Here is a 26,747-nt window from a genome sequence, read left to right on the forward strand (position 1 = left end):
TTTCATCGTCAGAGAGAGGGTGCCGCCCGACAGAACGGGCGGCGGGGATGGCTGGGATCAGCCTTCGTTCGGACCTTTGAAACCGTAGACATAGCCCCAGTTGCAAGGCACGTTGGTGGCCGCCGCGTCTTCGGGCAGCCCCGCACAATCCACAAGGTCGAAGTGAATATCGAGGTCGATCTCTGTTCCGGTCGGGGAGTTCGGGAATGCAATGAAATCCATGCCCCAGTCCGTGCGGTTGATCGTTCCTGTCGCCTCGAAAGACAGGGTGCGGATCTCGTTGTAGTTCGGGATAAAGTCAGGATAGGCACGGTCCGTGACCAGTGTGAACTCTAGCAGGACCGGGGCTTCGACCCCCAGCATCGACAGAGTGCCTTCCATGGTCCCGGCCTTTTCGGAGAGCATGGTGATCTGGCCAGAGGTGAAGGTCACCGTCGGAAACGCAGGGACATTCATGTAGTCTGCATTGCGGATATGGTTGTCCCGTCCCACATGGTTTGAATTGACCGAAGCGGCATCGACCACCACCGAAATCTGCGAATTTTCGGGCATATCCTCGTCGATCAAAAAGGTGCCGGTGAAGCGGTCGAACCGACCCACGGTGCGGGACAGGTCCATGTGATCGATTTCCCAACCTAGATGGGCATGACCCTGATCAAGGGTCCATTCCTGTGGTTCAGCAAAGGCTGGCGCGGCAACGCACAGCGCAATCAAAGGGGGCAAGAACGTTTTCAGCATAAGAGGGCTCCTGTTTCGATAGAGCCTTTTTTGCTCATGAGTGGCTTGCGGGAAATCAGGCCAAATGACATTCTCTCGTGCATCATCTGCACGAATGTTGACCCTATGGATCTGTCCCTGCTCCAGACTTTTGCCGAGGTGGCGCGGCGCGGCTCTTTTGCAGCGGTCGCGCGCGAAGAAGGCGTTGATCCGTCGTCCGTGTCACGGCGCATCGCGGCGTTGGAGCAGGCGCTTGGGTTTGTCCTGTTCGAGCGGACCACGCGCAGGCTGTCCCTGACCGAGGCTGGACGCATCTACCTAGATCGGATCGACGCCATCTTGGACTCCTTGACCGAAGCCGCTGACACCGCACGTGACATGGTCGCATCGCCTTCGGGCCTTTTGCGCGTCACCACGTCGGTCGCCTTTGGGGAACGTTGGCTAACACCGCGCTTGGCGGGATTTCGGGCAGCCTATCCGGCGATTCAGCTCGAGATGATCCTGACTGACGCGCAAATCGATATTGCGGCCGAAGGGATTGATGTCGCCCTGCGCCTAGGGCCAGAGGTGCGGGGCACATTCGTCGCGGCCAAGCTCTTTGACGTCAGATATCGTGCGGTCGCATCGCCTGCCTATCTTCGCAGGAACGGGCGCCCTGAAACCCCAGCTGACTTGGCTGCGCATGACGGCCTGTTCTTTTCCCTGCCGTCTTATGGCATGCGTTGGCGCTTTCGACGCGCGGCTGATGCCGCTCCGCAAGAGGTGTTTCCCAAGCCCGCGCTCAGCACGAACAACGCACTCGCCTTGCGCCGTGCCGCGCAAGAGGGTTTGGGCGTCGCCCTGCTTGCCGATTGGACGATCCAAGCGGATCTCGAATCCGGTCAACTGGTCGATCTGTTCCCCGATTTCGAAGGCAGCGCGATGGACTTCGACACGGCCGTCTGGACGGTCTATCCCAGTCGCGCCTACGTGTCGGCGCGGCTGCGTGCCTTTCTGGACTACATCCGCGACAGCGTGTGACGGTTTGCTTTCCATTCCTGCGGCAACAGGGTAGGCCAAGCCCGACACCCAAGAGCAAAGGCAGAGACGATGGCACTCAACGCGACAATCTACAAAGTAGAGCTCTCTGTTTCTGACATGGACCGGCACTACTACGAGACCCACAAGCTCACCATTGCCAAGCACCCTTCGGAGACGGACGAACGGCTCATGCTGCGTCTTGTTGCCTTTGCGTTGAATGCTCACGAGCACCTAGAGATGACCAAGGGGCTGTCAACCGACGACGAACCGGATATTTGGCAGAAAAGCCTGAGCGGCGAAATTGATCTTTGGATCGCCTTGGGCCTTCCGAGTGAAAAGGTCATCCGCCAATCTTGCAGCAAATCTGCCAAAGTCGCGGTCTATCCCTATGGCGGGCGCGCTGCCGACATCTGGTGGGACAAGGTCAAGGGCAGCACGACACGGTTCGACAATCTGGACGTCACCGCATTTTCCGACAACGACGTGCACGCGCTGTCTGAAATGGCGAGCCGTGCCATGAAGATGCAGGTCAACATTCAAGATGGCGAAGTGATGGTGAGCGTGGGCGACTCCATCGTTTATGTCACTCCAACCCGCTGGAAGGCGAGCGCCTGAGCGCGGTCACGGGCGTCCAACAGGCGCCTTCGAATTTTCCGCTTGGATGACGCGGGTTCTGCAAAATTATTAACATAATTCAGATTACAGGCCAAAACCCGATGCGCTGCATGGCTTGGCATCGCCCACCGTGCTACGTGCCAGTCGCCTTATTTGCTTGACTGTTTGGGCGCTATTTAGTTCCCTTGTGATATTAGTTGTAACGGGTGTCTTCCAAGACTTTGGAGCACATCCCATTTCCATTTCAGTGCTCAATTTCCACGAGACACAGTAAATTTTTTGATCCGCTCTTCCTAAGAGGCATTCGTGAAACGTATTGTTCTACTCTGCGATGGGACTTGGAATTCCGCCGACAGCCGTCATCCGACCAACGTGGTAAAGACCGCGCAATGTCTTGAACCAGCGGGGCCGGATGGTGTGTGTCAGGTGCCCATCTATATTCCGGGGGTCGGCACCGGCAAAGGTGTGACGGCGCTCTCTCGGTTTGCGGACAAGACATTGGGCGGGGCGCTGGGATGGGGCCTGCTCGACAACATCGCCGAAGCCTATCGCCATTTGGTATTCACCTACGAGCCCGGTGATGAGATTTATATCTTTGGGTTCTCGCGTGGGGCGTACACGGCGCGGTCTCTGGCCGGAATGATCCGCTCTACGGGGATTATCCCCAGAGACAGGCTCGATCACATCCCTCGCGCGGTCTTGCGCTATAAAACCGTGGGCGATCCGACCACCAAGCCAAGCAGCGAAGAAAGCCACGCGTTCCGAGCCGAAGTCTCTCCGTCTGTTGCCACCAGTGAGGCCGAGGTCGCGTGGCGCGCGGCACAAGGTCTGGAGGAACCCTACCTGCTGCGCATCACCTATGTCGGCATTTGGGACACGGTTGGGGCATTGGGTGTCCCCTCTCATCTGTCGATTGCCGGGCTCTTTAACCGTGGTCAGTACGGATTTCATGATCTGGAGCTGTCCAGCAGTGTCCACGCGGCGCGCCATGCGGTTGCTCTGGATGAAAGACGTGCGACATTCCCCCCTACCCTCTGGTCGAATTTGGACAATTTGAACCAGCGCAATCGCGCACCGATCCATAACTATCAACAGCTCTATTTCGCGGGCGATCATGGGTCTGTGGGGGGCGGAGGCGATCTGACACACCTGTCCAATATCGCTCTGCGCTGGGTGCTCGAAGGGGCGCGGCTAAGAGGTCTGTCGTTTGACCAACAGCATTTAGAGGTGATTGAACGCGAAACGGACGCCATGGGCCCGTTGATCAATACAAGCACCCCCGCGGACGGGATTTTCCAAAAGGTGCTGCGGCGGTCCCAGAAGGATCGCGAAGGACCGTCAGATACATCTGAAATGCATGACGCGCCGCTGATCAGATGGTTAGACGATCCCGATTATCGTCCGGGCAGTCTGAAAAGGGTCGAGGTGAAACTGGCCGCCCTTGCCGAAGAGCGATCGCGAAAATTCGCATAGCCCCTGCGCGCCTCTGGCGTGATCACAACTCCGCCATGGCGCGTGTTCAAAACTTGTTCGAACCGCATTGCGTCCACATCTTTGTGATGAATTGATTTGGAGGCGATGTCATGGATGTATCGAAACTGGTCGAGAGCTTTTTGGGCAGTCAAGGGGCCGCAAACCCGGGCAAAAGCACGGGTGGGCAAAGTGGTCTGCCTTCGGGTCTTGTTGGTGGGGCGGCCGCCGGTGGATTGATCGCGCTTTTGGCCGGAAACAAGAAGGCCCGTAAACTCGGCGGCAAGGCGATCAAATACGGCGGCATGGCAGCGGTCGCGGGCCTTGCTTACAAGGCCTATAATGACTGGCAGACCCAGAAACCGTCGGGTACAGAGCCCTCTCCCATGGCTCTGCCCAAACCGGCTCCGGACTCTGGGTTCGATGTCGAGAATGACCATGATGCTACGGGACATGACCTACGCCTTGGACTGATGCGGGCCATGATCTCTGCCGCCAATTGCGACAATCACATTGATGCAGAGGAACACAAACGCATTCGGGCGCAGGTGGATGCTCTGGGTTTGGGAGCAGAAGAGAAAGCGATGCTCTATGAGTATTTCGCTCAGCCCTCTGATCCGGCGGCGATTGCCGCGCTGGCGCGCACAAATGAGCAGAAAGCAGAGATTTACTTGGCGTCTTGCCTGTCCATTGATCCCGACACCGCCGAGGAGCAATCCTATTTGAAGGCGCTCGCGGATCACATGGCGCTCCCTCAGGGTCTGCGGGGTCACTTGGATGCCGAAGCCGCCGCTGTGCGTAGCGAAGTGGGTTAACAACCTAGCTCTCGCAACGCTGATTTTGGTTCCCAAGCGCCCGTCATCATGGCGGGCGCACGCGTTTCACCGAACGTCCCGAGCTTTGGCATCGGGCTGTGTGCGTCCAGTTGGCGCGTCAGATAATTGACTGCACAATTGATTGGATCAAAAATGTCGCATTGATTGCATCATATCGTGCGCATATCTGAGCGGGGAAACAGGGCGCGAGACATAAAGCGATGTATGGTTCGTGCGTCAAAGGCAAAGGAAACAGCCCATGTGCGATAGCAGAGATACCAAATTAGCCCTCAAGAACGGCCTGCGTTCGCGTTGCCCGAAGTGCGGCGAAGGCAAGCTGTTTCAAAGCTACCTCAAGGTGAAGGCCAGCTGTGACGCTTGCGGGTTGGACCTCACGCCCCAGCGCGCTGATGACGGGCCAGCTTATGTGGTTATCCTGCTGGTCTGTCACATTGCGGGCGTCGCGATGCACTTGATGTACAAACCATTTCTGGACAATCCGCTGGTGCCTGCTTTGATCATCAGTCTGGGTGCCGTAGCGCTGTCTTTGGCTATGCTTCCGCCCGTGAAGGGGGCCTTTGTGGCGATGCAATGGGCCAAAGGGATGCACGGCTTTGGCAAGGCAAAGCCTGCCAGTTAACCCATAAATGTGTTTGGAACCAACGCGTTCGAGAGGCCGTGCAAGGCCTCTTGTAGCGCGTCGCGTGTGATCGCGCCCCCTAGGCCCACGCGAATCTGCTCTTTCGGGGCTCCGAGGACGGTAAATGCGTCAGACGGCATCAAGCCGATCTGGCGCCGTGCCATGCGTGCAACGATGTCCGCACGCGAAGCGCCCTTGGGCAAGGTGAGCCATAGATTGAAGGCATTGTCCGCGGAGCGGTATGTGAAGTCCCCCAAAACCTCTGCTGCGATGGACTGTCGGGCCGCAGTTTCGGCGCGGATGAACCGCCGGATGCTGTCTGCTGTGCCGTCCTCGATCCATTGTGTGGTCAGTGCGATCGACAGCGGCGACGGCATAACCGAAAGCGCCCGAATGGCCTGAGACAGATGCATTGCGCATCGTGCTGTCGGCGCAATCGTGTAAGCAAGCCGAAGTCCTGCTCCGATGCACTTGGCCAAGCCTCCGATATGCCAGGTCAATTCCGGTGCCGAAAGCGCTATTGGTGCAGGCGCTTTGGCGGGAATGAACCCGTAGGCATCGTCCTCGATCAGAAAGAGAGTGTGCTTTAGCATCACGCTGGCAATCGCCTCGCGCCGCTGCGCGGGAACCGTCAGGGTCGTTGGGTTCTGCAATGTCGGATTCAGGTAGAGCGCTTTGGGCTTGTGTTCGGCAATCGCCGCAGTCAGCGCCTCGGGGATCACGCCATCGTCGTCCATTTCAACCCCGACCAAGCGCACGCCGAACCGGCCTGCGACGTTGCGGACACCGGGATAGGTGACCGCTTCGCACAGCACGACATCGCCGGGTTTGGTGATGATCGAGAAGATCGCCGCCATGGTTGCATGAGCGCCGGGTGTCACGGCGACGCGTTCCAATGACGGAACCATGCCGCGCATCGACAGCCAGCTCGAGGCCGCGACCTTGTCCCTTTCGGCCCCCACGGGCGACTGGTAGCGCAACAGATCAATCAGGTTGGCCGAGACATATCCCAGACCCGCCTCCATCTTGCGTAGCAATTCGGGGTCCGTGGGTTCGGGCGCCATGTTCATCGACAGATCCGCATCGCTGGACCGCGCCGGATCGGGCCGGTTCGACACCACACTGCCGCGGACAAACGTGCCCCGCCCCACATGGCTTTCCACATGGCCGCGGGCCTGCGCCTCGGCATAGGCGCGCGAGACCGTGGTAAAGTCGATCCCCAGCGCATCGGCGAGTTTGCGTTGCGGCGGCAAACGCATCCCATCCTTGAGCCGGCCTTCTTTGATATCTTGCGCGATGGCGTCGGCGATAGCGAGGTAGCGGGGCTTACCGCTTTCCAAGGTGTTCGGAGTCCAATGCATCAGATGGCCCTTCGGTTGGAACGTGCCCCTCTGTAGATCAAATTGATTCGGCAATGAAGCGGAAATTGTATGGATCGTCAGAGCGGCAAAATTTGTCCTCATGCATTCGGTATTTCGAATGTCAATGTATGTAGATTGACCGATTTTGCTGGGAAAATGTGCAGACCGGCCGAGTCTTTGCGAAATCGGAGCCAAATTATTGTATGCAAAATAGACTGCAATTTGATTCCATCAATCCAGACGCGTCAGCCTGTCCCTACGAACGCAATACTAGGACAGGAGCAAGGGTATGCCCGAAGTCACCAAAGAAATGCACAAAGACGGCGATTTCTTCGTCAACTACGAGGAAAAGGTCTTTGAAGATGTCAAAGCCGACGAAGGCGAAAAGGCGCTGGTCACCTTCCATACCGTCGCCTTCGAAGGTTCGATCGGGCTGGTCAACATCCTGAACGCCATCCGCCTGAACCGCAAAGGGTACGAGACCTCGATCCTGCTGTATGGTCCCGGCGTGACCTTGGGCATTCAACGCGGTTTCCCGACCCTCGGGGACGAGGCTTTCCCCGGGCATCAGAACTTTGCCGTGAACCTCAAGAAATTCATGGGCGAAGGCGGCAAGGTCTACGCCTGCCGCTTTGCCCTTCAGGCTCTGTATGGCCATGGCGAGCCTTCGCTTCTGCCCGGCATCACGCCCATCGCGCCGCAAGACGTGCTGGACTGCATCCTGCTGCACAAGAAGGCGAACGCGGTGATCCTCGACACTTGGACCGTCTGATCCGCGAACCGGCAAAGCGGCCCCGACCGCTTTGCCCCTGCTGACCCCAGCCTTGAAAGCCAAGCCCATGAGAACAGACACCATCCGCGCGGCCGCTGTGCAGATCGCCCCCGACCTGACGGGCCGCGCCGGCACCATCGAGCGCGTGTTGAACGCCATCGCCGAGGCCGCAGACAAAGGCGCGCAGTTCATCGTCTTTCCCGAAACCTTTGTGCCCTACTACCCCTATTTCAGCTTTGTCCTGCCCCCCGTGCAGCAAGGCGCACCCCATCTGGAGTTGATGAAAGAGGCGGTCGTCGTGCCCTCTGCGGAGACGCAGGCCGTGGCGGATGCCGCCGCCAAACGCGGTGTTGTGGTGGTTCTGGGGGTGAACGAGCGGGATCATGGCTCGCTCTACAACACACAATTAATCTTTGACGCAGACGGTACGCTGGCGCTGAAACGGCGCAAGATCACGCCCACCTATCACGAACGCATGGTCTGGGGCCAAGGCGACGGCGCGGGCCTGAAGGTGGTGGAGACCGCCGTGGGCCGCGTGGGCGCACTGGCCTGTTGGGAGCATTACAACCCGCTGGCCCGCTACGCCCTGATGACCCAGCACGAAGAAATCCACGCAGGTCATTTCCCCGGCAGTCTGGTCGGCCCGATATTTGGCGAACAGATCGAGGTCACCATGCGCCACCACGCGCTAGAGGCAGGCTGTTTCGTCGTCAACGCCACTGGTTGGCTCACCGAGGAACAGATCACTTCGCTGCACCCTGATCCCAAGCTGCAAAAGGCCATGCGTGACGGGTGCATGACCTGCATCATCAGCCCCGAAGGCCGCCATCTGACCGACCCAATTACCGAGGGCGAAGGTATCGCCATCGCCGATCTGGACATGCGCCTGATTGCCAAGCGCAAACGCATGATGGACAGCGTCGGGCACTATGCCCGCCCCGAACTTCTGAGCCTGAACCACGACATGCGGCCCGCGTTGACGCGCCACGTGACCGATGACCTATCCACCCCCGAAGAGGCAGACGAGGATGTATGACACCGCGACCCTGATCAACGAACTGCAAACCCACGGGATGCGCCTTGTCGATCCTCGCGCGGGGCAGCAAAGCCGCCGCGGCGGGGCGGGCCCCTCGGACCACAAGGCGGTGACGATTGCCGACCGCACCGTGATGATCCCCGTTCACACCGCGCCGTCCTTTGACAGCCCATTTCTGGCGGAACAGCCCGATAGCTCTGGCGCGTCCCGCCTGCTGCGTGACGGGGCCGAGGTCGCCCATATCCGTTTCCCAGAGCGGGCGCGGTTCTATGAGCTGTCCACTGCAGACGGCATTCCCTATAGCCACATTGCGGCCCTGCATTCCAAGGACGTTCTGGCCACGACCGTCCTGCAAACCTGCATCCGCTACGAGAGCCGCAAGAAGACCTGCCAGTTCTGTTCCATCGGGCAAAGTTTGGCGGCGGGTCGCACGATCGCCCACAAAACCCCCGAACAACTAGCCGAGGTCGCAAAGGCCGCCGTCGTTCTGGACGGCGTGCAGCACATGATCCTGACGACCGGCACACCCGCAGGCAAAGATCGGGGGGCGCAGGTCCTGTGTGACAGCGCCCGTGCCATCAAGGCGGTGGTCGATCTGCCGCTGCAAGGCCAGTGCGAACCGCCCGAGGACGACGCATGGCACCAGCGCATGTTCGACGCAGGGATCGATGCCTTGGGGATGCACCTAGAGGCAGTGACGCCAGAGGTCCGTCAACGGATCATGCCGGGCAAAGCCAGTGTGCCGTTGGAAAAATACTTCTCTAGCTTTGAGGCCGCGGTAAAGGTCTTCGGACGGGGTCAGGTCTCGACCTACATCCTCGCGGGTCTTGGCGATACACCCGAAGCCATTCTGGAGATGAGCGAGAAATTGTGCCGCATGGGGGTCTATCCCTTTGTTGTGCCCTTTGTGCCGATCTCGGGCACCCCGCTGGAAAGCCACCCTGCCCCGAGTGCAGAATTCATGGCGTCGATCCTGCGCCCCCTAGGCCAGATGATCGCCGAGGCCGGCATCCTGTCATCAGACATGAAGGCAGGCTGCGGACGCTGCGGCGCATGTTCGGCCCTGTCGACCTACGAAAAGCTGAAAGTTCCGGCGAGGGCCAGCGCATGATCGAGCTTGAACCGCGTCAATTTCAGTGCCCCGGCTATTACATTCGGGCGGCCAGCAAACCGTTCGAGGCCGCAGGCGCCGCCTCCCTGCGCCATCGCGTGTTCGTCGAGGAACAAGGCATCTTCCCCGACCACGACCGCGACGAGACAGACCTGATCGCCACCCATCTGGTCGCTCTGTCCACCTATGCCCATGAGGCCGATCAGGTCGTTGGGACCGTCCGCATCCACGAAGAGACGCCGCGCCTTTGGTGGGGATCACGTCTGGCGGTCGACCAGACCTTTCGCAATGTGGGACGCCTTGGGGCAGAACTGATCCGGCTCGCTGTGTGCACCGCCAATGCCCGCGGCTGTGACCGGTTTCTGGCCCATGTGCAGATGCAAAACGTGATCCTGTTCCGCCGCCTGCGTTGGAAGCCCCTTGGCGAAGTCATGATCCATGGCACCCCCCATATGAAGATGGAGGCTGACCTGAACCACTACCCGCCCTGCGCCGATCCTGTGGCGGGCTGGTATCACCGACCATCCTTTCGTCAGGTCCGAAAATGAGCCTCCAAGACCTCGCGCAGCGCCTGAACACACATCCTGCGATCCGGTCGAAAACCGGTATTGCTGAGGCCACATTGGCTTTGGGCTTGAATGCTCAATCGGCGGGGCGCCCTGGGGACGATGCTGCGCCGCTGCCACGCGCAGGCGGATATGACCTGCTCGCGGGCGAAGGCTTTATCCCTGCGTTCGTCAAGGATGATCCGTGGTTTGCAGGCTGGTGCGCGATGATGGTGAACCTGTCGGACATCGCCGCCATGGGTGGGCGATCGGTTGCGATGGTCGATCACATTTGGGCCCCGAATGCCGACGCCGCCGCGCCTTTGTTAAAGGGTCTGCGCGACGCGTCCGCAGCGTACGGTGTGCCGCTGGTCGGGGGGCATACTAATCTGAACGCCGCAGAACTGGGCCTGTCTGCATCGGTTTTTGGACGTGCCAACGCTTTGATCACCAGCTTTGACGCAGCGCCGGATGACATCCTGATCGCCGCCATCGATCATCGCGGGGCTTATCGGAATTTTGACAACTTTTGTGCGGCATTAGAGGCGCCGCCCGAGCGCCTGCGCGGTGATCTGGAGATCCTGCCAACCCTCGCTGAGAACGGCCTGACCAAAGCGGGCAAAGACATCAGCCAAGGGGGCATTGTCGGCACAGCGCTCATGCTGGCCGAGTGCTCGGGCGTGGGGATCGACATTGACCTCGCCGCCATCGCGCCGCCCGTTTGCATCGCCAAAGAACGCTGGCTGCACAGCTTTCCCAGCTTTGGGTATCTGCTCTGCGTGCGCGCTGATGATGTGGCTAAAGTCTGCGCCCACTTCACCGATCGCGATATCCATGCAGCCCCCATCGGACGGATCACAAATGGCTCTGCTCTGACCCTGACCCAAGGGTCTGAGGCTGCGCTGTTCTGGGATCACGCCGTCACCCCATACCTCAATCTCGGAGGCCAAAATGCCTGAAACCCACTGGACCGTCCGCTGGCCTGACGGCACCGAAGAGGCGCTTTATTCCCCGTCCTCGGTCGTGGCCGAACTGTTCACGCCCGGCACCGCCTATCCGCTGCCGGACTTCCTACACCGATCCCGCATCGCGATGGAGCGCGCGTCAAATCGCGTCGCGGCAAAATATGGCTTCGCCTGCTCGTCCGCGATGGCACAACTAGACCGGATCGAAGCCCGCGTCGCCCAATTCGACATGGCGGCGGCCCCCGAAGTCACTTGCTTGAAAATCACCCAATGAGGCCCCCGATGAAAGATACGCAAACCAACGAAGTTCCTGTGGTGATTGTGGGCGGCGGACAGGCAGGCCTGTCCGTGGCGTGGTGCCTGAAGCAAAAGGGCATCAGAAGTGTCGTGTTGGAACGGCACGCCCGTTTCCATTCATGGCGCAAAAACCGCTGGGACAGCTTTTGCCTTGTGACTCCGAACTGGCAATGCCGCCTGCCCGATTTTCACTATTCCGGAGAGTACGGCGGCACCGACCCTGACGGCTACATGCTAAAAGATCAGATCACCGACTATCTGGACGCCTTTGCTGAGATGACCCAGCCCGACCTGCGCGAAGGGGTCGAGGTCACCCGCGTCACCCCCATGGACCACGGCTATGTTGTCGAAACCTCGGTCGGGACATGGCAGTGCGAGCAGGTAGTGATCGCGACGGGGGGTTATGACAGCCCGATCGAGCCGGACTACGCAAAAAATCTGTCGCCCGAGATTTTCCAGATGCACTCTGTGGACTACCGCAACGTGGACCAGTTCCCCGATGGCGGCGTGCTGATCGTTGGCACCGGTCAGTCCGGTGTGCAGTTGATGGAGGACTTCACCCGCGCCGGCCGCGACGTGCATCTGGCCGTTGGCCCCGCACCCCGCAGCCCCCGCAAATATCGCGGTCGGGACGCGACCGATTGGCTTTATGACGCAGGTCACTACGCGATCACCATCGACACCCACCCCGACCCGCACAAGGCGATGACCCAGACGAACCACTACATGTCAGGGCGCGATGGCGGCAAAGAGATCGACCTGCGCCGTTGGCATCTGGACCACGGGGTCGAGCTGTACGGGTCGCTGGCCAATATGAACGGAACGCAGGTGTCTTTCCTGCCCGATCTGGCGAAAAATCTGGACGACGCTGACAAATCCTATGTCGGCATCCGCAACCAGATCGACGCCTATATCGAGAAGAACGGGATCGATGCCCCAACCGAGCCCCCCTTTGAAAAGGTCTGGCAACCGGAGGCCGAACGCACCGATCTGGATCTGGCGGATGCTGGGATCACATCGGTCCTGTGGGCCATTGGCTTTCGTCCGGACTACAGCTGGATCGAGGCAGACGTGTTCGACGACCGTGGCAAACCCGTCTTTAATCGCGGCGTCACGGCCCAAACGGGTCTGCACTTTATCGGGCTTGGCTGGCTGAACACGTGGGGCTCTGGCCGCTTCTTGGGAATCGAGGAAGACAGCCGCTACTTGGCCGATCAGATCGCCGCTCAAATGACCAAGGTTTCTGCATGAACGTTGTACGACTGGATCGCGCGAGCACTGCTCCGACCCGTTCGGAGCAGATCACCCTTGGCATGGCGCAGCTCTCGCCTTTTGGGGTGTCGGAACAATGGCTGCTGCGGGATTGCGGGGATCGCCACTGGGGTCTGATCGCAGAGTCCGTTGGCGGATCCATGGCGTTTCGCGACGAGACGGGGCATCCTGTCTATGCCGCCTTTTGCGCGACGTCGGTGGCCTATGACGCCGCGCCAACGCTTGGCGGGCAGGCGCGTATTCTGTCTTCGCTGTTTCAAGTGGCCCCTCAGCGCATCGGCTCGGAACATCTGCTCGTCGGGTCAGAGGGCACACTCGCGCGCGTTCAAATGATCACCTGCTTTTTGCGGCACGACGAAAGCGGCTCTAACAGGCAACTCCTGCGCACGAGCCTGAATGGTCTGCAAGACCTGCCGCCTGCGCCAGAAAGCTTGATGGAGTTCAGCGAGACCGCGCGGCAAACAGCGCGAGAGGCGCGGTCCAGCACCCGAGGTGATCGGGTATTTGACTACACGCCAAACCCCGCTCTGGACTTCAATGCGGTTGGGCTTCTCTACTTTCCGACATTTTCCAAGATCGCAGAGTTGGCGTCTCCGACGCAGGGGTTCAGGCAACGGGACGTGATTTACATGGGCAATGTCGATCTGGACGACCGTATTTGTGCGTTCAAATCGGAGAGTGGTTTGCTTCTGTACACCGGAGATCGCTTGATAGGGGCTGTGTCGTGCCGCGCCTAAAGACCAGAGATCGCACGAGCACCCTTAAGCCTTGATCACAATTTCTCGACCGCGCCAAAACGGCCCCAAGAATACTTGACAGAAAAAGTAGGTAATATTATTCCGCAGAAAATCAGCCCGCATCTCTCAGCCAGCGTCAAACATCATCTTGAAGTAAGAGGGTACGATGACGCGTGGCTCATTAATGAGAACCACAGTCCTGAGTGGGATGTGGGTAACGATGGTAGCGGGTGCAGGGATTGCACAAGACAGCACCGACCTTGGCACGATTGAACTGGAGACCAGCCGCCGCGGGATTCAGACGGATACGGCGGCCTCTACGACTGTTGTCACGGACGAAGAGATCGAGGCCCGTCAGGCCAGCACCTTGGTCGAATTGCTGGACACCACGCCCAATGTCAGCCTTGTCAACGGATCAAGCCCCCAAGGCGCGGCGGTCTCCATCCGTGGTCTGGGAACCTATGCAGGAACCTATGGCACCGACGGCAAGGTCGCCGTCATCGTTGATGGTGTCAGCAGCGGTGCCGAAGAAATTTACCGCAACGGCTCGATGCTGTCTTTGGAGCCGGAGCTTTTCCGCGAAGTGACCGTCACCCGCGGACCGGGTGAAAGCTTTGGCTATGCGTCCGGCGCGATGGGTGGGACGATTGAGGCGGAAACCAAAGATGCGAGTGACTTCCTAGAGGGCGGGGACGCCTTTGCTCTGCGCCAGAAGATTGGGTCGGAAAGCAATGGCGAAGGCTGGCTTAGCTCGACCATCCTCGCTTTTGCGCCGGATGAGAAATTCGATGCCTTGGTCTTTTATGGCAAGCGCTCGGTTGGGGACCGGACCGACGGCGATGGGAATACTCTGGATGCGTCCGGGTTCGATGCGCCCTCTGCTTTGGTCAAGCTGAACTACCACGTGAACGACGCCAGCACCCTGACCTTTGGCTACAGCTACAACGAAATCCCCCAGTCCGACGTGCCCTATGACGTCTACAATCCGGATTGGAGCGACGTGCTCGTTGACCGTTACACCAAGGACACGACAGCCTATCTGGCCTACCGATTCAACCCTGTGGACAATGCCCTTGTGAACCTAGAGGCGCGTCTGACCTACAAGTACGAGGATATGGAGCTGTCTTCGGACACGGTGTCGAGCAATTTGTATAACACCCATCACAGCACCGAAACGCGGGGCCTGCGCCTTGAAAACGAAGCGCTCTTTGCGACCGGAATTGTGAACCATACCCTGACAACCGGTGTCGAAGTCAAAGAACGCCGCCGCGCCAGCACGATCAGCACAGGGACCTATCAGGGCGACAACGATTCCAGCGCACCGGGTGGGACCGACGAGAGCTACGCCGTCTATCTGGCAGACCGGATGGAGATTGGGCAGCGCCTGACCCTGACCCCGCAGATCCGCTTTGAAAAGCAAACGCTGACGTCAGACAACAACAACGACTCCCAGACCTGCTATGGGCCGACCTATTGCGTGACAACCCCCGCGATCGAGGATGGCACGAGCTGGGAAAGCGAAGCATGGACCGGGGCGCTGTCCGGCCGCTATGCCTTCTCGAACGATCTCGCGGTGTTCGGCTCTGTGGCCTACAACGAAAACCTGCCCATTCTTGATGACCTGCGGAACGAGGACAACATCGAGCAGTCAGAAAAGGGTGTGACCCAAGAAGTCGGCCTGTCCTTCGACCGGATGGATGCCTTTGCGGGCGGTGATACGCTTCGGTTCAAACTCACAGCATTCCAGACACGGATCTGGGACGGGACAACCTATTCAGGCATCGAAAAAGTGGACCTGAGCGGCGTCGAGTTTGAAGCATCGTATGCCCACCCTGCCTTCTACGCGGACTTCAACGCGGCCATGACCCGCGGCACGATCAACAGCACCGACGATAACTTCAACTATGCGCCTGCGGATACGGCGCAGTTGACTTTGGGCAAGCGGCTGTTTGACGACCAACTGGACCTGAGCTTCGAGGCAAAGCACGCTTGGGGCAATGACCGGACCAGCGGCACCAGCGGCGCGGTTGCGCCTTCTGACGACTGGACGACCTATGGGGTCGCGGCGGCCTACACCCCCAATCGCGGGGCGCTGGAGGGCTTTGAATTCCGTGCCTCGGTCGAGAACCTGACGGACGAGGCCTATCGCCCCTATCTGACCGACGCGTCCAGCTACGCCACAGGGCGGAATCTGAAGCTGTCGATCGCCAAGACCTTTTGATCGACCAGAACCGGCCCGCGATTACACGTGGGCCGGTCACAGTTGTGTTTCCATCAAGGACGAATTGCTATGACCAAACCCGATCCTTCTGCGATCCGCGCTGCGCGCGCCGAAACCCCGAACGCCAGAGATCGCGACTTTGCCGAGTCTCTGGGCATCTCCGAGGCAGAGCTTGTGGCCGCCCATGTGGGCCACGGGGTGACACGCATCTCGGCGAACCCTGACGATCTGATGCCCCAAATCTCGCGGCTCGGAGAGGTGATGGCCCTGACCCGCAATGCCTCTGCGGTCCACGAACGGGTTGGCACCTATGGCGAATATCGCGCCGGTCCCCATGCTTCGATGGTATTGGGAGACGAAATCGACCTGCGGATATTCCCGCGGCATTGGGTTTATGGATTTGCCATCGATCAAGAGACAGACAAAGGACGCCGCCGGAGTTTGCAGGTGTTCGATGCTGCGGGGGACGCGGTCCACAAGGTGTTCCTGCGAGAGACGTCGGAACTGTCAGAATGGATCGACGTGGTCGGGTCTTTGATGATTGATGATCCGGCGCAAACGCTGGATGTGGCAGAGCGCGCGCCTGTTGAACCCGCAAAGACCAATCCCGCCAAGTCGGACATCCTGCTCGATGAATGGGCCAAGCTGACCGACACGCATCAGTTCCTGCGCCTGACCTCGAAGTTGGGAATGAACCGGCTCGGGGCCTATCGCATGGCCTCTGGGGGCCGTTGGGTGCGTCCTTTGGCCATTGATGCCACCGACCGCTTGATCGAGACCGTCAGCGCGGCGGGGGCAGAGACGATCCTGTTTGTCGGCAATCAGGGGAACATCCAGATCCACTGGGGCGGACTCGAAACTGTCAAGGCGATGGGCCCTTGGATGAATGTCCTCGATCCGCGCTTCAACTTGCATCTGCGCAGTGACCACGTGGCCGAGGTCTATGCGATCGAGAAGCCGACCAAACGCGGACCCGCGATCAGCGTCGAAGCCTTTGACGCCGAGGGCGCGCTGATCCTACAGGTGTTCGGCCGCAAGACCGACAGCGATCCCCATGGTCAGAAATGGGCCGAGCTTGTGTCCGCCCTGCCCACTTTGTCCGAGGTCGCACAATGCGCGGTTTAACACTCTCTGCCATTCTGCTGTGCGGGGCAGCGTCTCTTGGCATGACAGGCAGCAGTGTCTGTGCTCAGGATGCTGTGGTTTCTGTTGGCGGTCCGATCACTGAAATTATCTTTGCCCTTGAAGAACAGGACAGACTGATCGCCCGCGATACGACCTCGGTCTATCCGCCCGAGGCCCTTGGGCTTCCCGATGTTGGCTACATGCGGCGTCTGTCTGCCGAGGGTGTGCTGTCTGTCGGGCCGGACATGATTATCGCGCGGGACACCTCTGGCCCGCCCGAAGTGCTGGAGCAGCTTCAAGCCGCGAGCATCCCCGTGGTTCTGGTGCACGATGCCTTTGACCCAGATGCCATCCTGTCCGCGATCGACACGGTGGGTGCTGCGCTGGACGTGCCGGCCAAGGCGGCAGAACTGTCGGCCACCGTTCAGGCCGATCTTGACGCGCTGGCCGAAAGACGGGCCGAAATCACCGAGAAGAAGCGCGTGATCTTTGTCCTGTCTGCCGATGCGGGGCGTTTGAATGTCGCGGGTCGGGGCACGGGTGCGGATGGGTTGATCACTATGGCGGGCGGCATCAATGCCGTGGCTGATGGGTTCGACGGCTACAAGCTGATGAACAACGAAGCCCTTCTGACCGCCAACCCCGACGTGGTGCTGATGCTCGCGCCGCGACCGGGAACGGATCATTCGCTGACGCCTGCGGACCTGCAGACCCATCCCGGTCTTTTGCCGACTGCCGCTGGTGCGGCTTCAGCGATCAGACAAGTGCCCGCTGCGGCCTTGGGATTTGGTCCGCGCACTCCGGCGCTTGCTCTCGCTCTCCTAGAGGACATGTATGGCGGGGCGCAGTAAGATGGTGGCCCTCGACCGTTCCGAGCGCGGCCGTTGGGGCATTGCGCAGACCACGAGAGCGCTGTTTTCGGCGGGGGATCGCAGGGCTGTCGCGCTGCTCCTCCGTTTGATCTTGGCCGCTGCGTTGATCGTGACTATGGCGCTTTCGCTGGGATGGGGGGCCGCAGACGAGGTCGCGGTCATCCCCGCACTCCTTGGTAAATTTGGATGGTCCGAGGCCAGTCTGCGTGACACCGTGATTATCTGGGACATCCGTATGCCCAGAGTTCTGACCGCGACGCTGGTTGGCGCGGCACTGGCCGTATCAGGGGCGGTGATGCAGGGGCTGTTCCGCAACCCTCTTGCGGATCCGGGCCTGATCGGTGTCAGCGCCGGTGCGGGCTTGGGCGCGGTCGTCGCGATCGTGCTTGGCGGTGTCTTGCCTGCCGCGATCGCGGGGTTCTTTGGGCGGTGGCTCGTTCCTGCATTCGCCTTCTTGGGGGGATGGGGGGCGACCCTTTTGCTGTTTGCTCTGGCGACCCGTGGGGGCCGCACTTCGGTGGCGACCATGTTGCTGGCCGGGATCGCTTTGGGGGCGCTGACCGGCGCTTTGACCGGGATCGTCGTTTACTACGCAACCGATGACCAACTGCGCGATCTGACGTTCTGGAGCATGGGGTCCGTCGCAGGGGCGAGTTGGCAGCAGCTGTTCGTCGCTGCGCCGATGATGCTTGGGGCCTTGTGCGCCGCCCCATTCCTTGCGCGGGCGCTGAATGCCATGGCGCTCGGAGAAGCGGCGGCCCTGCATTTGGGGATCGACACCCAAGCCACCAAACGCATCGCCATTCTGACCGTCGCCGGAGCGACAGGCGCTTCGGTCGCGATTACGGGCGGGATTGGGTTTGTCGGGATCGTGGTGCCGCATCTTCTGCGCTTGGTTCAGGGGCCTGACCATCGGGGGCTGTTTGTGAATGCGGCGCTCTTGGGGGCGATCCTGCTGCTTTGGGCTGACATGCTGGCCCGTACATTTATCGCGCCCGCAGAGCTGCCGATCGGGATTGTGACTGCGGCCCTTGGTGGCCCGTTCTTTATGTCGGTGCTGATGCGCAACCGGCATCTGTTATAAGGAGTGGCCCTGATGGACCTAAGAACCAAAGACCTTTCGCTGGATCTTGGTGGGCGGCGCATTCTAGAGGGCGTTTCCATTCAGGCGACGGCGGGCGAGGTCACTGCGATTGTCGGACCGAATGGCTCGGGCAAGACCTCTTTGCTCAAATGCTTGACCGGCGAATATCGGTATTCCGGCACGATCAGCCTGAATGGCGCGGATATAAACAGCTATGCTCCAGCGGAATTGGCGCTGTGGCGCGCGGTTTTGCCCCAAGCCATCGAGCTGTCATTCCCGTTCACCGTGCACGAAGTCGTCAGCTTGGCGCTGACCTCTGGTGTGGCGATGGACAAAGGTCGGGCCTCGGATGATTTGGTCCAACGGGCGCTAGAGCGCGTTGGACTTGGGGGTTATGCCCCTCGCCGCTATCAGACGCTCTCTGGGGGCGAACAACAAAGGGTGCAACTGGCGCGCGTGTTGCTTCAGGTCTGGGAGTCGACTCTCTACGATCTACCCCGCTGGCTTTTTCTGGATGAACCGGTCTCGGCGCTGGACATCGCCCATCAGTTGCTGGTGATTGACATCGCGCAGGACTTCGCACGCAAGGGCGGCGGGGTGATTGCCGTCATGCACGATCTCAACCTCACGTCGATGTTCGCGGATCAGGTGTTGCTGATGCAAGGGGGGCAGGTTGCGGCGTCAGGCGCGGCAGAAGAGGTTCTGGCCGATGAGCCGCTGTCCCGCGCCTATGGCTGCGCGGTGGTCACGCGACAAGCGCCGGCAACAGGAGCTTGGCTTTTGCCCCAAGTCGCGAATGGTCGGGCTTTTGCCCCCTAAAGCTGTAGACAAGCGTAATTCACCTCTCTAATTTTATTTGCGCAATATTTGCTTATTTATTTGGTGTATTCTGGAAATATGTTTCCAGACTTTTTCAATTATAATTCATTTTATTTCGCAAATATAATTGAGGGTTAAATGAAATTTATAAAGAGCCTTGTTGGTTGCGCCGCAGCCAGCGTTCTGGCCGCGTGCGTCGCTGGTGCCGGAACAAACGAATATGGTGGCTACGATATCGTCGGAGGCATGGGGATTGTCGAATCTCCTTACGCTGAAGTGCGCGGCTGGAATGTTGTCTACGGATTTGACGGCAATCGGCCGGCCTATTGCGCGGCAGAAACAGGCACAGGCACGCTGCGTTGGCGCTTGGGTTATGATGGCGGACAATGGCAACTGGCAATTCCCTCCTCACCTTCGGGGCCTAATTCTGACTGGTCAAGCAATTGGGAAGTCGATGGTGTTGCACGGCCCATCAGCGGTATCGCAACCGAGAATTGGACAATCGCATGGCTCGGGCTGGAAGAATTAGATCGCGTCCGTCAGGGCAATGTCATGATCATTGATATCGGGCGGGAGTCTGCAGAAAAACAACTCTATGGCACTGCTGCGGTCGTGACAAAGATCCTCGAATGCCAAGAGCGTTCGGGCGTGGAATGGACGGATCCCGATCTTGCCCCGCAAGCGGCTATTGAACCCGTTTCGGAGTGCCCTGACGAAGGGCCCCGTTTCGCGGGCTCTGGGGTATGTCAGGGACGTGCGGTGAATTACCTGTCGCGCTATCCCGAGGAACCGCCTTTTGCGCTGCCGGGTCAATCCTGTCGATGGGTTCTGCGAGAAGCTGCCCTGCCCGGTGGGGATCGGTTTTTGCTTTATTTTGCGGCCCAATGCGACCAGAAGACCGCTAAATTGGATGTCTCGGCAAGCAACCGTTTTGCAGAGCTGACCGTCTCTGAAAGCGCGTATGACATCCCGCCACGGGTTTTGGCCGAGATCTACGCAAGCCATGGCAAAGGCGCGAGCGGCATCCTTCAGCGTGCAAAAGAGTGGTCGCAAACCCCTGCAGAAATGTCAGGGTGTTTTGTTGTCCAAACGGGAACAGACCCAGTGCAATATCAGGTGGACAATGTATCCCCCGCCCAATCCAAAGCGATGATGAACGACGGACCGCGGGGGGCGTGCGGACCGCGCGGACTGGACCAGGATTCACCGAGCTTCTGGACAGTGATTGGCGACGAGTTGTGGTATCTGACACCCTCTCACGAGGCCTACAAAGACATTCACGTGCCCTCTCTTACAGTCCTGACACAGGACGGATCTGGCGGCTACGTGGCTAGCGGCTACTAATACGCTGGTCCTTGGGCGGCGGGATGCGTCGCCGCCCAAGGCATGACCGGATTCATCCGAAACGGGCCCCAGAGGATCGCGTTTTTGCCCCGCTCGTTTGGCGGGGCTGTGTGTTCTGGGTGCTGCGAAGGCCGCTCAGGGGTTAATCAAGACAGTGAAAACTTTGTCTTATGAGATAAATTTTCTAACACTTTCGGGGAAATTTATATATGCTTTGGACGTAGTACCATTAGTATAGGTTAAGTCTTTGCATCCATACGCATCACTTCCGAAGACCGCTTTTTGGCGCACTGGTGTCGCCGAGACTGGTCTTTACGGGCTTTCTGATCTTTGGAAAAGCCCATGGACACTCCCACAGGACGTACAATTCGCGACCTATGGTTCTTGTTTCGCACAGCACATATCGCGCGCGCTCAAAGAGCGAAAGATCGGCTGGATCAACGGCGAGCCTGCGCCGCTCGGAACACCGGAAACGTTGTCCAAAGCATTTAATTATGGTGTTTTTTCCGCGCGCACTGCGAATATCTACACGGCCGCACAACTGCGGTTGCTGCTACAAATGGCTGTTGGCGATGTGCCGGTTCACGAACCGGAACTCTGGGAAGAGACCGCAGGGGGATATCGCGACAGTCTGCGCCCGCTGATTGAACCGACCCCTTTTCGGACAGAAGATGATGCCGTCCTGTCGCGGTCCGCGATGGTGCGGGGCCTTCGGAAATCTGTAGAAAATTCTGACGTGTTCGTCTTTACACTAGGACTTACCGAAGGCTGGGAGAGCGCGTCGGGGCAACCTTATGCTGCGTGCCCCGGAACGATTGGCGGCACCTTTGATCCACAGACGCATCGCTTCGTGAATTATCGCGGGGCAGCCATTCGCGAGGCATTGGACGACGCGCTCGCGTTGCTGAAGCGTCTGAACCCGAATATCCATCTTCTATTGACGGTGAGTCCCGTCCCTCTGACCGCGACGGCCAGCCAGCAGCATGTTCTGGTGGCCACGACCCGTTCAAAGTCAGTTCTGCGGGGCGTGGCAGGCGAAATCGCCGAAGACTATGCCGAAGTCGACTATTTCCCGTCCTACGAGATCATTACCGGCGCGCCGACCCGATCCAGCTTTTTTGCGCCGAACATGCGATCGGTCGAATTGGCAGGGGTCGAACTGGTCATGCGGCACTTCTTTCAGGGGCTCGATCTGACAGGGCCGGCCCGTCATGGCGACGCGATCGCCGAAGCAAGGCAAGCGGACGCAGCGCTGGCCGAGTCGATGGATGCAGAAGCTTTGGTCTGCGAAGAAGCCATACTGGAGAGCTACAATGCGGCCTGATCTTATTATCGTTGGCGACAGCCACTGCGGGGCTCTTCACAGTGCCGCACGCGCGGCGGGAATTCAGTCAGAGATGTTCTTTCTGTCAGGCAACCACTGGCATGAAAACCAGATGCGCCCGCACAAGCGATGGGGCCTGATGTCCCAGAACCGAAGACCGATCAATCGCACGATATCCAATTTCTGCGAGACAATTGGTGGCTCGATCTTTTCGGATCAGACCCCTGTGCTGGCCAGCATCGGCTATCATCTGGGCCGCATGGTGCCCCCCTTCACGCGCGATGGGCACACAAGCTCGATTGATCAAGCCATTGACTCGGACGATGCATTGTATGTCTCGAACGCCTTTGTGGATGCGTTCATCGAAGCCAAGCGCGGGCAGTTGCTTAACCTGTTGCGTTGGGCGGATCGACGCTGCGACCTGACCGTGATAGCGCCGCCCATCATCCATCACAGTCCTGAAACTGTCCAATTCCGCGACCGGATCACGGCCAAGTTGCGAGATGACGGGATACAGGTCTTTGACGCATTCGAAGGGGCAGAGTGGACCGACCCAGAGCTGCCGGCCGACCTGCGTGCCGAAGATGGCGTGCACGGGAACATCGACTACGGTGCCGTTGTTTTGCGCCGTTTGGCGGCCGAGCAAGGGTTGCAACTGGCCGCCTGAGTATTGCGAATATGCTGTGGCATCCTTGGATGCCTGTAGCGCTCTGCTGGCCACTGATGTGTTTACGGATTGGGGCTGTCCGACCGATAGCCCCTTTTCTCTTTCGCTGCGCGCAGTGCTTGGTAGGTGGTTTTCGCGTCAGACAGGTGATCATAGGTTTGGAACATGGTTTGACCGTGTGTCCCGATCCGCCCCCATGTGCGCACCAGCGTGATCTCTCCAAACAGGGTGCGTTCGAGCGAGAGCCGGTAGAAGCGACGCATATTCTGGCTGGGATCTATATGCGTCATTCGAAGAGGCGGTGGCAAATCCATAGGGAAAATATGCGCCCCGCAGTGCGTTCCGTCCAATTCTTTTTCGGAATCTGATCGCGCCGACGGATTCGACTGTGTGATCTAATGACCTGCGGCCTTATTTCAGGGGCCACAGATCATCGGACTTAATGGGGCTTATTGGATGGTGATCTCGACCCGCTGGGTCTCACCTGTGCTGCCGGGGATCTTCATATAGTAAGAGCCCGGTTTCAGGGCGATAAACCCGATTTCCATTTCTCCGGCTTCGTCGAACTCGATCGAGTCCAGCCCCAGAGGACGGATTTCCAGCCCTTCGACCACGATTTCGTCAATCCAGATGGCACGGAAGAATTCGGGACCGACCAGAGCCAATTCCTGACTGCCATCCCCTTGAATTTCAAACTCGTAGTAGCTGCCGGACTCCAGCACCCAAGGTGCCTGCGTCAGTGGTGTGCCGGCGCTCAGCTGGATCGGCTCCAGATCATGTTTGTTGCTGGCCGACAGCAAACCCGCCATGCCGAACGAAACCTCATCGTCGTCGTCATCATCCGCCATTGCAGCACATGGCAGCATCGCGGCAACCGCCAGCATCGTGATGAACTTTTTCATGTCTCTCTCCCTTAATTGACCGGTCGGAAGGCCGCGCCCCACGGGAAGCGTCCAACCTTGATTGTTTTCAATGCCTTGCGCTTTGCGACATCAACGACAGTCACGTCTCCTGAAATGCCGTTGGTGGTGAAAAGGCGCGACTTGTCCGCGTTAAAGGCCATGTGCCAGACGCGGCGCCCCACTAGAATGTAGTCTTCGACTTCGTAGGTTTCGGCATTCACAACCGCCAAGTGGTTCGACGGCCCCAAGGCGACATAGGCAAATTTGTCCCCTTCGCCGAGCTCGAAGCCCACTGGCTGAATGCGGTCGGGATGGATGTTTGGCAGCTCAAAGGTGATCTTGGCCTTCTCTGTCTGGCTGGCGGTGTCGAAAACCGAAATGGACCCGCCGATTTCCGCGCTCACCCACATCTCGGTTCCGTCCTTGACGAATTCTGCGTGTCGGGGACGGGAGTCGACCAGCGTATTGGCAAAAAGTTCTTGGGTCTCTGTGTCGATCCAATGAGCCATATTCGTCGTTTCAGACGTCGTGATCGCGATCTTGCCATCAGGCGAGACAGCCATGCCCTCGGGTTCGATACCCACGTCGATTTGTGCGACGACTGTGCGGCTTTCGACATCGACAACCGTGGTGATCGCGTCGTCTTCGTTCGCGATGTACAGATGCTTGTTATCGGGGTGTAGCACGAACTGTTCGGGGTCTTCGCCAGAGGGAAGGTCGTGCAGAATTTCACCGGTCGTAGGGTCCATGACTTGGACCGCATCGCTGTCAGACGCGCAGATATAGACGTATTTGTAGTCATGGCTGAACGTGATCCCGCGCGGGCGTTCACCGGTTTCGTAGGTGTGCGTCACCTCTAGGGTTTCGGTATCAATGACGCTGATGGTGTCGTCTTTTTCATTGCTGACCCAGATTTCATCTGCCAGCGCAGGCTGCGCGGCCATGGCGGTCACGAGTGCAAGTGTCGAAATTCGCATTTTATTCCTCGAAGGCTGTGCAGGCACTTTCGGGGGCATCCACGCCCAAAGTGTCCAGTTCATTGTGTTGATGCATGAAACCGGGCAGAGGTGCCTGCATCACAAGCGCCCGTTGCGTGACCAAAGGCACGGCCTGACGCATCTGGCCATTCCACGTACGGAAGGTCTGGGGGGTGCCTTTGAACCCGCCAAGGGCAAAGTCCTCGGACAGCATGTATCGCCGCAATTCCATCGCATCTGCCTGATTGGTCCGCGTCACCGCTTCGCCCACGGCGCGGATCGCAGCCCACACGCCATAATCTTCGGGGGTCATGTCGCGACCGGCAATGTCCTGAAACCGCGAATGAAGCTGCGCTGCACCCCACTGTTCCACAACGGGGGCCCAAACCTCTGGGACAATCCCTTCGGTGCCTGCGGTGGGGCGCGGGAGCCATGTGTTAAACGGGACATAGCGCCCGAAGTCATCCACGGCGTCGGCAATCAACAGGACGTCGTGATCGCGCAAATCCTGCGTAAAGAGCGGCACCTCGGCGGCGGCGTTCCGGCGCATATCCGCATCAAAAGCCCATGTCTTGGTCGATCCGATGTCCAGCCCGAATTTAGTCGCAGACCTGCGCAGCGCGTCGGCAAAGGCGATGTCGGCAGGATAGGTGCCCTCGATCATCGCAAGCCGCGTCCAGCGCTTGAACAGGAAATACTGCATGATCGCGTCCGTCCGCATCGAAAGGGAGGGCGCGGTGTGCAGCACATTCGCGCGGCACTCTGCATCACGCAAGGCGGTGTCTTCGGCTGTGGCGTTGATGATCAGCGCGTCTTGCGCTTCGGGTAGGTCAGCGATCTGTAGCAGTGCGTCTGCCGGAACATCGGTAATCAGAATGCGACGATCTGAAAGGGCGTCCAGGGTAACCCCGATCAGATCGTCGCCCACGGAGAGGTCGTGGATCTCGAGTGAGTAGTTATGCTTCAGAAAGCGGCCGGTGGTCGCGTTGTCTTCGATTGCCAGTTCGCCGCCCTTGATTCCCAAATCTTCGGGGATTGGATCAAGGTTCGAGAGCGTGGCCACCCGCTCTGGCGTCATGCGCACAAAACTGATGTCGATATCGAGTGCACTGGCTGCACCAGACCAAAGCGAAACGGCTCCGGCAATCGCTAACAAAAAACGCCCCGACATGATCCCCCCTGCAGAACTCCTCGTTGAAACAAAGCGTAACGCGCTTCTCTGAGAGAGTCCTTTGAGAATTCTGAGAAAACTCTGAGATTGGATGCGACCATAGTCTCAGCAGAGACGAATTTGGTGTGGGCCTCTGACCCATCGGTTCCGTTCGTCGGGTGGGCTGGCGGTTAACTGTCCAGAGCAGAGATATCCAAACGAAAGCCAAAGCCCCGAACCGTGGTGATCCCCACCGAACTGCCCGCCGCCTTGAGTTTGCGCCGCAAGTAGCTGACATAGACATCAACCACATTGGTCGTGTGGCTCTCGTCATCGCCCCAGACACGGTCAAGCAGGGTGTCTCTGGACAGGGCCTGCCCGCGTGCCAACATCAGAGCATGGATAAGGGTGTATTCACGCATGGTCAGTTCGATCAGCGACGCATCGCAAAAGAGCTGCCGCTGCGCTGTTCGGACCCGAAGATTGCCGAATACCAACTCGTCCTGCGGGGTGTAGCCGGTCCCGCGACGGATCAAGGCCTCAATGCGCGCGATCATTTCTGCGGTAGAAAAGGGCTTGGTCATATAGTCGTCCGCCCCAAGCCGAAGCCCGCGGATGATGTCAGCTTCGGAGTCGCGGCAGGTCAGAAACAGGATCGGCGTGGTCACACCGCCCTCGCGCAGTCGCTGGCAAATCTCGAAGCCGGAATAGCTGGGAAGCATGGCATCCAGAATGATGGCCTTGTGAAAACCGGTGCCTGCGCTGATCAGGCCCGCTTCGCCGTCACTGGCCAAAACAGGTGTTTGGTGGGCGCTGCGCAGGGCGTCACATATCAAAGAGCCCAGAGACGGATCATCTTCTACCACAAGAATGCTCATGCCGCGCCCTT

At 59.2% G+C, this 26,747-nt stretch carries 28 protein-coding genes; 21 read left to right on the forward strand and 7 right to left on the reverse strand.

Annotated features, from left to right (window positions below; translation table 11 throughout):
* Positions 1-57: 57 nt before the first annotated feature.
* On the reverse strand, positions 58-738 hold the full coding sequence (locus tag AB9K37_RS05930) for a YceI family protein (RefSeq protein WP_369836012.1): 681 nt from the start codon (positions 736-738) through the stop codon (positions 58-60).
* Between the two features lie 105 nt (positions 739-843).
* On the opposite strand from AB9K37_RS05930, the gene AB9K37_RS05935 reads away from it, so the two are divergent.
* The 5 genes from AB9K37_RS05935 to AB9K37_RS05955 all read left to right on the forward strand — a co-directional run bounded on the left by AB9K37_RS05935 (position 844) and on the right by AB9K37_RS05955 (position 5,277).
* On the forward strand, positions 844-1,737 hold the full coding sequence (locus AB9K37_RS05935; protein WP_369836013.1) for a LysR substrate-binding domain-containing protein: 894 nt from the start codon (positions 844-846) through the stop codon (positions 1,735-1,737).
* Positions 1,738-1,806: 69 nt separating this feature from the next.
* Positions 1,807-2,352 carry a YaeQ family protein gene (locus AB9K37_RS05940; protein ID WP_369836014.1) on the forward strand — a complete coding sequence of 182 codons (546 nt, stop codon included), beginning with the start codon at positions 1,807-1,809 and terminating at the stop codon, positions 2,350-2,352.
* A 306-nt stretch (positions 2,353-2,658) separates the two neighbouring features.
* On the forward strand, positions 2,659-3,825 hold the full coding sequence (locus AB9K37_RS05945) for a DUF2235 domain-containing protein (protein WP_369836015.1): 1,167 nt from the start codon (positions 2,659-2,661) through the stop codon (positions 3,823-3,825).
* 110 nt (positions 3,826-3,935) lie between these two features.
* Positions 3,936-4,637 carry a tellurite resistance TerB family protein gene (locus AB9K37_RS05950; protein WP_369836016.1) on the forward strand — a complete coding sequence of 234 codons (702 nt, stop codon included), beginning with the start codon at positions 3,936-3,938 and terminating at the stop codon, positions 4,635-4,637.
* Positions 4,638-4,896: 259 nt separating this feature from the next.
* A complete protein-coding gene (locus AB9K37_RS05955; RefSeq protein WP_369836017.1) occupies positions 4,897-5,277 on the forward strand; it encodes a DUF983 domain-containing protein in 381 nt (126 codons plus the stop codon).
* Here AB9K37_RS05955 and AB9K37_RS05960 read toward each other — a convergent pair.
* On the reverse strand, positions 5,274-6,638 hold the full coding sequence (locus tag AB9K37_RS05960) for a PLP-dependent aminotransferase family protein (protein WP_369836018.1): 1,365 nt from the start codon (positions 6,636-6,638) through the stop codon (positions 5,274-5,276). The two genes, AB9K37_RS05955 and AB9K37_RS05960, sit on opposite strands and share 4 nt — an antisense overlap.
* 289 nt (positions 6,639-6,927) lie before the next feature.
* On the opposite strand from AB9K37_RS05960, the gene AB9K37_RS05965 reads away from it, so the two are divergent.
* The 16 genes from AB9K37_RS05965 (at position 6,928) to AB9K37_RS06040 (ending at position 22,829) form a co-directional block, all read left to right on the forward strand.
* Positions 6,928-7,410 carry an MSMEG_0572/Sll0783 family nitrogen starvation response protein gene (locus tag AB9K37_RS05965; RefSeq protein ID WP_072703805.1) on the forward strand — a complete coding sequence of 161 codons (483 nt, stop codon included), beginning with the start codon at positions 6,928-6,930 and terminating at the stop codon, positions 7,408-7,410.
* Between the two features lie 67 nt (positions 7,411-7,477).
* Complete coding sequence (locus tag AB9K37_RS05970; protein WP_369836019.1) at positions 7,478-8,446, forward strand: Nit6803 family nitrilase; 969 nt, start codon at positions 7,478-7,480, stop codon at positions 8,444-8,446.
* Complete coding sequence (locus AB9K37_RS05975; RefSeq protein WP_369836020.1) at positions 8,439-9,557, forward strand: MSMEG_0568 family radical SAM protein; 1,119 nt, start codon at positions 8,439-8,441, stop codon at positions 9,555-9,557. The genes AB9K37_RS05970 and AB9K37_RS05975 overlap by 8 nt, the downstream gene beginning before the upstream one ends.
* Positions 9,554-10,105, forward strand: a complete 552-nt coding sequence (locus tag AB9K37_RS05980; RefSeq protein WP_072703813.1) for an MSMEG_0567/Sll0786 family nitrogen starvation N-acetyltransferase — start codon at positions 9,554-9,556, stop codon at positions 10,103-10,105. Before AB9K37_RS05975 ends, AB9K37_RS05980 begins: the two co-directional genes overlap by 4 nt.
* Entirely contained in the window at positions 10,102-11,061 is a 960-nt protein-coding gene (locus AB9K37_RS05985) for a sll0787 family AIR synthase-like protein (RefSeq protein ID WP_369836021.1), read from the forward strand. The genes AB9K37_RS05980 and AB9K37_RS05985 overlap by 4 nt, the downstream gene beginning before the upstream one ends.
* The gene (locus tag AB9K37_RS05990) at positions 11,054-11,341 is read left to right on the forward strand and encodes an MSMEG_0570 family nitrogen starvation response protein (RefSeq protein WP_072703819.1); all 288 of its coding nucleotides are present in this window, start codon (positions 11,054-11,056) and stop codon (positions 11,339-11,341) included. The genes AB9K37_RS05985 and AB9K37_RS05990 overlap by 8 nt, the downstream gene beginning before the upstream one ends.
* A gap of 8 nt (positions 11,342-11,349) precedes the next feature.
* Positions 11,350-12,615 (forward strand): MSMEG_0569 family flavin-dependent oxidoreductase, encoded by a 1,266-nt coding sequence (locus AB9K37_RS05995; RefSeq protein WP_369836022.1) that lies wholly within the window; start codon positions 11,350-11,352, stop codon positions 12,613-12,615.
* Positions 12,612-13,373, forward strand: coding sequence for a Pnap_2097 family protein (locus AB9K37_RS06000; protein ID WP_369836023.1), 762 nt, complete (start codon positions 12,612-12,614; stop codon positions 13,371-13,373). The genes AB9K37_RS05995 and AB9K37_RS06000 overlap by 4 nt, the downstream gene beginning before the upstream one ends.
* Positions 13,374-13,593: 220 nt before the next feature.
* Positions 13,594-15,594, forward strand: coding sequence for a TonB-dependent receptor domain-containing protein (locus AB9K37_RS06005; RefSeq protein ID WP_369836024.1), 2,001 nt, complete (start codon positions 13,594-13,596; stop codon positions 15,592-15,594).
* 69 nt (positions 15,595-15,663) lie between these two features.
* On the forward strand, positions 15,664-16,719 hold the full coding sequence (locus AB9K37_RS06010; protein WP_369836025.1) for a hemin-degrading factor: 1,056 nt from the start codon (positions 15,664-15,666) through the stop codon (positions 16,717-16,719).
* Positions 16,707-17,570 (forward strand): hemin ABC transporter substrate-binding protein, encoded by an 864-nt coding sequence (locus AB9K37_RS06015; RefSeq protein ID WP_369836027.1) that lies wholly within the window; start codon positions 16,707-16,709, stop codon positions 17,568-17,570. The genes AB9K37_RS06010 and AB9K37_RS06015 overlap by 13 nt, the downstream gene beginning before the upstream one ends.
* Positions 17,554-18,675 (forward strand): FecCD family ABC transporter permease, encoded by a 1,122-nt coding sequence (locus tag AB9K37_RS06020; RefSeq protein ID WP_369836028.1) that lies wholly within the window; start codon positions 17,554-17,556, stop codon positions 18,673-18,675. The genes AB9K37_RS06015 and AB9K37_RS06020 overlap by 17 nt, the downstream gene beginning before the upstream one ends.
* Positions 18,676-18,687: 12 nt before the next feature.
* A complete protein-coding gene (locus tag AB9K37_RS06025) occupies positions 18,688-19,494 on the forward strand; it encodes a heme ABC transporter ATP-binding protein (protein WP_369836030.1) in 807 nt (268 codons plus the stop codon).
* Positions 19,495-19,632: 138 nt separating this feature from the next.
* Positions 19,633-20,838 carry a hypothetical protein gene (locus AB9K37_RS06030; RefSeq protein WP_369836031.1) on the forward strand — a complete coding sequence of 402 codons (1,206 nt, stop codon included), beginning with the start codon at positions 19,633-19,635 and terminating at the stop codon, positions 20,836-20,838.
* 247 nt (positions 20,839-21,085) lie between these two features.
* Positions 21,086-22,162 (forward strand): GSCFA domain-containing protein, encoded by a 1,077-nt coding sequence (locus AB9K37_RS06035; protein WP_369836033.1) that lies wholly within the window; start codon positions 21,086-21,088, stop codon positions 22,160-22,162.
* On the forward strand, positions 22,152-22,829 hold the full coding sequence (locus AB9K37_RS06040) for a hypothetical protein (RefSeq protein WP_369836035.1): 678 nt from the start codon (positions 22,152-22,154) through the stop codon (positions 22,827-22,829). The genes AB9K37_RS06035 and AB9K37_RS06040 overlap by 11 nt, the downstream gene beginning before the upstream one ends.
* A 62-nt stretch (positions 22,830-22,891) precedes the next feature.
* Here the strand turns inward: AB9K37_RS06040 and AB9K37_RS06045 are convergent, their stop codons facing one another.
* The 5 genes from AB9K37_RS06045 to AB9K37_RS06065 form a co-directional block, all read right to left on the reverse strand.
* Positions 22,892-23,119, reverse strand: coding sequence for a WGR domain-containing protein (locus AB9K37_RS06045; RefSeq protein ID WP_369836037.1), 228 nt, complete (start codon positions 23,117-23,119; stop codon positions 22,892-22,894).
* 159 nt (positions 23,120-23,278) lie between these two features.
* Positions 23,279-23,731, reverse strand: coding sequence for a hypothetical protein (locus AB9K37_RS06050; protein WP_369836038.1), 453 nt, complete (start codon positions 23,729-23,731; stop codon positions 23,279-23,281).
* Positions 23,732-23,742: 11 nt separating this feature from the next.
* Complete coding sequence (locus AB9K37_RS06055; RefSeq protein ID WP_369836040.1) at positions 23,743-24,708, reverse strand: YVTN family beta-propeller repeat protein; 966 nt, start codon at positions 24,706-24,708, stop codon at positions 23,743-23,745.
* Between the two features lies 1 nt (position 24,709).
* Complete coding sequence (locus AB9K37_RS06060; RefSeq protein WP_369836042.1) at positions 24,710-25,879, reverse strand: ABC transporter substrate-binding protein; 1,170 nt, start codon at positions 25,877-25,879, stop codon at positions 24,710-24,712.
* Positions 25,880-26,049: 170 nt separating this feature from the next.
* Positions 26,050-26,736, reverse strand: a complete 687-nt coding sequence (locus AB9K37_RS06065; protein WP_369836043.1) for a response regulator transcription factor — start codon at positions 26,734-26,736, stop codon at positions 26,050-26,052.
* Between the last annotated feature and the right edge of the window lie 11 nt (positions 26,737-26,747).

It is taken from the genome of Donghicola sp. XS_ASV15, assembly GCF_041224595.1.
In the GTDB taxonomy this organism is placed as follows: domain Bacteria; phylum Pseudomonadota; class Alphaproteobacteria; order Rhodobacterales; family Rhodobacteraceae; genus Donghicola.